We start from the raw sequence: 6,000 nt of genomic DNA on the forward strand, positions 1-6,000 counted from the left end.
ACCAAATCCGGCCTGGAACTGAAGGTTCCTATTCCCTCGCGATCCGGACTTGCGCGGGCCGCGTTACCAACTGCCGCCCTCCACGACCGGCGCGGACCAGCGGGGTCAGCCGACGGCAAACGCGATCCAGGTCGCTCCGCGACCAAGGCGATCATCACGCCTCGTTCAGCCCCGCGCCGCGATTGATCACGGCCGCTTCGCCCTTGGCGGTGAGCTCGTAGGTGTCGCCATCCTTCTGCCGTAGCCGTCGGCAATCAGCCGGAACAGCTCGCCGTGCCGGTCATCGCTGAAGGCGATGGACTGGCCGATGTTGCAGAGCATGGCGATATCAGAATCCGACAGCATGGCTCCTCCGGATCCTACAAATTCCGGGGCTGCAGTCCGTTCCTGCCGGGGATGCAGCCGGCGCCGTTTCGACATCAAAAAAACCCGCGGCGAATTGCTTCGCGCGGGCTGATCAGAATTTTTCGATGGTGCTGTTGTGCCGGTGTTTTGCCCGACGTGTCAATCAACCGATGGAGCCGCCGCCATTCGGTCGCATCGCGCGTGAAGGGCATCCACATTTCATGCCTGCACGCGCACAGGAGGACACAACGAAGTCACACCCGAACCATTCGTTGTACACGCCTTGCGGGCGCGCGTTCGGAACCCGGAGGGAGCGGCGCGCGTTTCATCACCGGAGGATTAATCACCCATGAGTCATGTTGTACTCGTCGTCGACGACGACGCCGGCGTTCTGGATGTCGTGGCAAGCATGCTGCAGGAGCTCGGCTGCGAAGTGGTCGATGCGCAGAGCGGAGCGCAAGCTCTCGAGCAACTCGTCCAGAACGAGCGCATCTCGATCCTCATCACCGATATCAACATGCCGGGCATGGACGGACACGAGCTGGCCGAGCGCGCCAGGCGCGTGCGACCGAGCCTGAAGGTGCTTCAACTGTCAGGCCGGGAGCCGCGGCGTGGCGGCCTTCCCATGATCCGCAAGCCCTTCTCCCTCGAGGATCTCACCAACACTATGAAGCAGACGACAGGTGTCTGCTGAACGTTTGCCGCCATATAAAAAGCCCGCGGCGGATCCGTCCCGCGCGGGCTGAAGCAACTTTTCGATGATGCTATTTGCCAGTGATTTGCCCGACGAGTCAAACGAACGATCCGGGTGGCTCCGTGCGTTGGTGAATCAGTAGGATCGGCATGACTTCAGGCGGGCGAGACCGGCGACGTCGGCCGGGACCTCGTTCACGGCGATGGCGGCACCATCGACCTTCCCACCAAGCCCGGCGATCTGTCGCAGGACGACTAGGCCGCCGGTGACGGCGCGCATCTCGACGGTATCATTCCTTCGGCGATTGGCCGCCGTTGCCTGCCCGACGCCTCACGAAGGCCGAACGCAAGCGAAACAAGGCCCCTCCTCCCAGCTCTATATGTGGTGCGCAAGGGGCTTGCTTCAAGCTCCCCATCCCCGTGTACACCCCCGCGCCTCAAGCTACCTGAGAGGGGTCACCACATGCCTGTCCTGCTGCCGACGTCACGTGCGCGCGCCCGCACCTTGCCAAGGCGCACCGCACATACGCCCGACCATGCCGTCGTGATCGCCGGCGGCGGGCCGACCGGATTGATGCTGGCGGCGGAGCTGGCGCTGGCGAAGTGCGATGTCGCCATCGTCGAGCGCCGCGCCAGCCAGGATCTCACCGGCACGCGGGCCGGCGGCCTGCACGCGCGCAGCATCGAGATCCTCGATCAGCGCGGCATGGCCGATCGCTTCCTGCGCGAAGGGACCATCACCCAGCTCGCGGGCTTTGCCTGGACGCGGCTCGACATCAGCGATCTGCCCACAAGGCACCCTTACGGGCTGGCGCTGCGGCAGAGCCATATCGAACGTATCCTCGCCGGTTGGGTGGAGGAAACAGGCGTCCCCATCTATCGGGGCCGCGAGGTGAGCGATGTCGTGCAGGACGACACCGGCGTCGACATCACACTCGCAGGCGGCGAGAGCTTGCGTGCGGACTATCTGGTCGGCTGCGACGGCGGGCGGAGCCTGGTTCGCAAGGCAGCACGCATCGATTTTGCCGGCACGGATCCGACGGTCAGCAACCTCATGGCCGACGTCGAGATGCGCGAGGCGCCGGCATGGGGCCTGCGTCACGACTAAATCGGCTTTCACGGCCTCAGCAAGACGGAGAATGGACGCGTGCTGGTCGTCATGACGGAAGCGAGGCTCGAGCGCAGCGGCGAGGCTTCCTTGCGCGATCTCAGCGAGGCGCTCATCGCTGTCTACGGCACCGATTTTGGCGTCCACAACCCGTCCTGGATCTCGCGTTTCACCGACGCGGCACGGCAGGCCGTCTCTTATCGCAAAGCACGCGTGCTGCTCGCTGGCGACGCCGCGCATATCCAGCACTCCGTCGGTGGGCAGGGCCTCAACACCGGCCTGCAGGATGCCGTCAATCTCGGCTGGAAACTCGCGCAGGTGGTGAAGGGCATTTCGCCCGAGGGCCTGCTCGACAGCTATCATGTCGAACGCCATCCCGTGGCCGCGCGCGTGCTACGCAACACCAGGGCGCAGATCGCCCTGCTCCGCCGCAACGACGACGGCCGCAAAGCCGCACGCGAGATCGTCTCCGAGCTGCTCGCGATGGACCAGCCGCGCAAACGTTACGGCGCGATGATGAGCGGGCTCGACATCCGCTATGATCTCGGCGGCGGGCATCCCTTGCTCGGCTGCCGCATGCCCGATCTGACGCTGACCGTCGCGGGCCGCCGGATGCAGCTGTTCACGCTCCTGCACGATGCGCGCGGCGTGCTGCTCGATTTCTGCGGCGGACTAGACATCTCGCCATGGGCCGATCGCGTGATACACATCGGTGCCACGTACGATGGCGCGTGGGAGCTTCCTTCCATCGGAGCGATCGCCGCGCCGGGGGCTGTGCTGGTCCGGCCCGACGGGCATGTGGCGTGGGTGGACGATGAGAGCGCAGGCGGCCTTGCGGAAGCTCTGACGATCTGGTTCGGCGCGACGTAACACCGTCGGAAGCTCCAAAGGAGCAAGCCCCCGCGGGCTTGCTCCTTTGTTCAAAAGTGCACTTTCGATTCAGCCGTCACGCAAAATGAGTAAGTGTCTCAAAAGGCGAAATAGCGTGTTCAAAACGCGCGCTGATTTCTTTCCCGACCTATCAAATGATGATGACTCCTTGCGAGACGAGTCGTACGGTTAACCATCACCGCAAGGCCCGTGGCAGATATCGGTGATGAGAACGCCAGTCGCGCTTCCGCCTTCCACGCACAGAGAGCAGCGCCATGTTGAAGCGGCGTCGTTTCAAGCAGACCAAGACACTCCATCAGAGGCTCGCGGAGGAAGCCGCGCATTTGCGCGAACAGGCGCGCGCGCTTGCGCCGGGACGTCGCCGCGAGATTTTGTTGCGCCGTGCGCGGCACGACGAGATGGCAATGCAGATCGACGCCTGGCTGCATTCGCCGGGCTTGAGGGCGCCGTCATGAGCGAGCAGTATCGCGCCTACTTGATCGGTGAAAACGGCATCTTCCGCGCCGCCGAAGCCTTCGAGGCACCCAGCGACTCGTCGGCACTTGCCTTTGCAGAGCGGTTTGCGCGCCGCGGCGACGTCGAGGTCTGGCAGCTCGGCCGGAAGATCGGCGTGTTGAGGGGGCCCTCTCCGCCCGAGGTCCAAAGTAGATCCTTACGCCCGAACTGACCTAAGGCCTTAGCCTTTCGACCTCAAACTTGAACTTAACCTGCATCAGCGGCCCGATGTCGTCGCGGACCTCGCCTCGCGGCGGAACACGCCGGGCTGGTTACGGACCGTAGTTTCTCGAAACGACCTTAAGCCGCAGAGCCGGACGTGCGGTCGCGCATGGCCAGCTCGACCTGGTCCGCAAGCACGGTCAGATGGCCCGCGAGCTTCTCGAACAGCTCGCGCTTTTCCCTGTCGGTCGCAAGATCGCGTATCAGCGCGCATTCGGCAGCATCCCTGCGGAGCTTCTCGAGCTGCGTCTGGAAATCCTTCATGGCATCGCCTCCCTCGACATCACTGCCAGATTTCATCGCGACACGTATCGCATCGGTAGATCGAGACGGACCGGTCGCGCCTGACGTCGAGCACCGACGTGATGTAGCGCGACGGCGTCTTGCATGTCGGACACGACGGGCCAGGCTGTGGGCGACCTGGCCCGTGATGCTCTGCTTCACCCTTGTAGGTCACGACTCGAACTCCCGATGGCGGAGTTCCTAAGTAGCAAAGTGTACACTGGTTCCAAAAGCCGACGCACAAGCTTATGCAACGGATCGATACTAACCTATGTTAGGTCGTCGAAGCGTGCATCTGGACCGCGGCGCGACTTTAGTCTACGCCGCGCGCGGCATTTCCGCCGCCCGCTCGACCCGTGCTTCCAGCAAAGCGACCGAGGTCCGTAAGTTGTCACGGCGGGCCCGCAAGGCCTGCGCCAGCATCGAATATGTGGGGCTGCGAGGATCGGCATTCCCGGCATTGCGCTCCTCCTCGGCAATGTCGCCATCCAGCATCTGGATCCGCCAGTGCAGGTCGGAGATCAGAGCATGGAGCTGCAGGGACGCGGTCGCTTCGAAACGGGACGTTGACTGCATGGGATCGCCTCAATCTGAAACGGCCCGATTGGCCGGGCCGTGATTAAGACCTCTCGTAGCAAGACAGATGCCAGCTCTTGGAAGAAACCCGGGAGGTTAACCTCCCCTCATTCCTCCGCCAGCTTCCGCTCGATATAGGCGTCCACCGTTTCCGCGAACGAGCGCTGCACGCCAACCGAGGTGACATGAAGCTCAAGCGCGTCCTGCTGGAGCACGCGCAAGCCGCGCCGGCGTGCGCTGACCGGGGCCATGGCGAGGTAATCGTCGATGGCGCCCCTCGCCAGCGGGATGCCTTTGGGATCTCCGCGGGCAATCAGCAAACGCAGAAAGCTCAGGCAATCGGCCAGACCCGGCATGGGTTCGTCTTTACCGCTGCTGCGATTTCGGCTTCGGCTTGCCGGCGGGCTGGGTATGGGTCCCGAACAGCGCCAGCAGCAACGCGATTTCTTCCTTCGAACCGACCTGGATCATGACTTGTCTCCTTCTCGCTCCGTTGGTCGGGGCAATCAGCGACGGAGTTCAGGACGATCTGGTTTCAGGATTGTTTCAGGACGGTTTCGTCGCTGGCAGAGGTCGCGGCGATGTCGAATGTTCAGCTGCCCGGCTGCCAGCCGACGATCGCACCGACGAGGCATAGCAGCGCCCCGCCGGCCGTGCCGACCATCTGCATCCAGTAGCGGATCGGCATGGTGGCGCGGTAAAACTCCTGCCGCGACCATCTCGACCAATCCCACCAGTCGTCGCTGACGAACAGGATCTTGCGCTCGACATAGCCATACCAGGCCTTGCGAACGCAGTAGATGCTGATCCCGAAGGCCGCAAGGCGATAGAGCAGATCGAGGGAGGGGTTCATGCCAGCATCCGGCAAAAAGTAACAGCGACCAAGGCAACATCTTTGCCTGTCTTGGTGTCGCCGGAGGCGATGCAGGTTCAATCGGGCTGTTGTCCCCGATCGACATCAGATGATCCCGCCCGCTCACTGGGACCGCGGGTACTTTGTTGGTGCTGCGGCGGACATGGGTCGGCAGGCAAAAGGGGCCCGCCTCCGGAGTCTAAGGGAAGAACGGTGGGAACGTTGCCGCACCCAACGCTACTAGCAGGCTGTTGAAGAACTCAGCCGGTTCGCAAACGAAGGCTGAATCGTCGCCATTGTGGATGTAGAAGTGGCCGACGAGCCTGCCCGCAGTGCCGATCGTAGCCCAGAGGCGACCGCAGGACGGGTCAGCTTCGTCGTGCCCTTCCCATGAGAACTCGGCGCAGGCCGATCCGTCGCGGGTGCCGTACCGGACGTCGAGAAAGCCCTTCAGCGCGCCGAAGGCGATTTCACCGTCGGACTTGCCTTCGAAGGTGAGATGCGCCTCTTCGACGAGGTCGAGGAAGTCGCTGTC

General features: G+C 63.4%; 10 protein-coding genes and 2 pseudogenes. 4 read left to right on the forward strand and 8 right to left on the reverse strand.

Going from position 1 to position 6,000, the window contains the following annotated elements:
- Positions 1-186: 186 nt before the first annotated feature.
- Positions 187-345 (reverse strand): hypothetical protein, encoded by a 159-nt coding sequence (locus L6639_RS39445; protein ID WP_237866855.1) that lies wholly within the window; start codon positions 343-345, stop codon positions 187-189.
- 74 nt (positions 346-419) lie between these two features.
- A complete protein-coding gene (locus L6639_RS39450; RefSeq protein ID WP_237866857.1) occupies positions 420-557 on the reverse strand; it encodes a clathrin light chain in 138 nt (45 codons plus the stop codon).
- 137 nt (positions 558-694) lie between these two features.
- Here L6639_RS39450 and L6639_RS39455 point away from each other — a divergent pair, with 137 nt between their 5' ends.
- Complete coding sequence (locus L6639_RS39455; protein ID WP_237866859.1) at positions 695-1,039, forward strand: response regulator; 345 nt, start codon at positions 695-697, stop codon at positions 1,037-1,039.
- A gap of 135 nt (positions 1,040-1,174) precedes the next feature.
- Here the strand turns inward: L6639_RS39455 and L6639_RS39460 are convergent, their stop codons facing one another.
- Positions 1,175-1,318 carry a hypothetical protein gene (locus L6639_RS39460; RefSeq protein WP_237866861.1) on the reverse strand — a complete coding sequence of 48 codons (144 nt, stop codon included), beginning with the start codon at positions 1,316-1,318 and terminating at the stop codon, positions 1,175-1,177.
- A 183-nt stretch (positions 1,319-1,501) separates the two neighbouring features.
- Here L6639_RS39460 and L6639_RS39465 point away from each other — a divergent pair.
- The 3 genes and pseudogenes from L6639_RS39465 to L6639_RS39475 all read left to right on the forward strand — a co-directional run bounded on the left by L6639_RS39465 (position 1,502) and on the right by L6639_RS39475 (position 3,704).
- Positions 1,502-3,016, forward strand: a pseudogene (locus tag L6639_RS39465) (FAD-dependent monooxygenase).
- A gap of 275 nt (positions 3,017-3,291) precedes the next feature.
- Entirely contained in the window at positions 3,292-3,492 is a 201-nt protein-coding gene (locus L6639_RS39470) for a hypothetical protein (protein WP_237866863.1), read from the forward strand.
- The gene (locus L6639_RS39475) at positions 3,489-3,704 is read left to right on the forward strand and encodes a hypothetical protein (RefSeq protein WP_237866865.1); all 216 of its coding nucleotides are present in this window, start codon (positions 3,489-3,491) and stop codon (positions 3,702-3,704) included. Before L6639_RS39470 ends, L6639_RS39475 begins: the two co-directional genes overlap by 4 nt.
- Positions 3,705-3,832: 128 nt before the next feature.
- Here L6639_RS39475 and L6639_RS39480 read toward each other — a convergent pair whose 3' ends face one another.
- From L6639_RS39480 to L6639_RS39500, 5 genes and pseudogenes are all read right to left on the reverse strand, one after another.
- Positions 3,833-4,018 (reverse strand): hypothetical protein, encoded by a 186-nt coding sequence (locus L6639_RS39480; protein WP_237866867.1) that lies wholly within the window; start codon positions 4,016-4,018, stop codon positions 3,833-3,835.
- Between the two features lie 336 nt (positions 4,019-4,354).
- Positions 4,355-4,612 carry a hypothetical protein gene (locus tag L6639_RS39485; protein WP_237866869.1) on the reverse strand — a complete coding sequence of 86 codons (258 nt, stop codon included), beginning with the start codon at positions 4,610-4,612 and terminating at the stop codon, positions 4,355-4,357.
- Between the two features lie 107 nt (positions 4,613-4,719).
- Positions 4,720-4,968 (reverse strand): hypothetical protein, encoded by a 249-nt coding sequence (locus L6639_RS39490; protein ID WP_237866870.1) that lies wholly within the window; start codon positions 4,966-4,968, stop codon positions 4,720-4,722.
- A 236-nt stretch (positions 4,969-5,204) separates the two neighbouring features.
- On the reverse strand, positions 5,205-5,465 hold the full coding sequence (locus L6639_RS39495; RefSeq protein ID WP_237866871.1) for a hypothetical protein: 261 nt from the start codon (positions 5,463-5,465) through the stop codon (positions 5,205-5,207).
- Positions 5,466-5,733: 268 nt separating this feature from the next.
- Positions 5,734-6,000: pseudogene (locus L6639_RS39500) on the reverse strand (hypothetical protein); the annotation flags it as partial.

The sequence above is a fragment of the Bradyrhizobium zhengyangense genome, from assembly GCF_022012555.1.
In the GTDB taxonomy this organism is placed as follows: domain Bacteria; phylum Pseudomonadota; class Alphaproteobacteria; order Rhizobiales; family Xanthobacteraceae; genus Bradyrhizobium; species Bradyrhizobium zhengyangense.

Excerpts from the sequence above, each read along its gene's own strand:
- L6639_RS39470 (WP_237866863.1), top strand. The coding sequence starts at position 3,292 with ATGTTGAAGCGGCGTCGTTTCAAGCAGACCAAGACACTCCATCAGAGG.
- L6639_RS39455 (WP_237866859.1), top strand. The coding sequence starts at position 695 with ATGAGTCATGTTGTACTCGTCGTCGACGACGACGCCGGCGTTCTGGAT.
- L6639_RS39485 (WP_237866869.1), bottom strand. The coding sequence starts at position 4,612 with ATGCAGTCAACGTCCCGTTTCGAAGCGACCGCGTCCCTGCAGCTCCAT.
- L6639_RS39490 (WP_237866870.1), bottom strand. The coding sequence starts at position 4,968 with ATGCCGGGTCTGGCCGATTGCCTGAGCTTTCTGCGTTTGCTGATTGCC.
- L6639_RS39495 (WP_237866871.1), bottom strand. The coding sequence starts at position 5,465 with ATGAACCCCTCCCTCGATCTGCTCTATCGCCTTGCGGCCTTCGGGATC.
- L6639_RS39475 (WP_237866865.1), top strand. The coding sequence starts at position 3,489 with ATGAGCGAGCAGTATCGCGCCTACTTGATCGGTGAAAACGGCATCTTC.
- L6639_RS39480 (WP_237866867.1), bottom strand. The coding sequence starts at position 4,018 with ATGAAGGATTTCCAGACGCAGCTCGAGAAGCTCCGCAGGGATGCTGCC.
- L6639_RS39460 (WP_237866861.1), bottom strand. The coding sequence starts at position 1,318 with ATGCGCGCCGTCACCGGCGGCCTAGTCGTCCTGCGACAGATCGCCGGG.
- L6639_RS39450 (WP_237866857.1), bottom strand. The coding sequence starts at position 557 with ATGCCCTTCACGCGCGATGCGACCGAATGGCGGCGGCTCCATCGGTTG.
- L6639_RS39445 (WP_237866855.1), bottom strand. The coding sequence starts at position 345 with ATGCTGTCGGATTCTGATATCGCCATGCTCTGCAACATCGGCCAGTCC.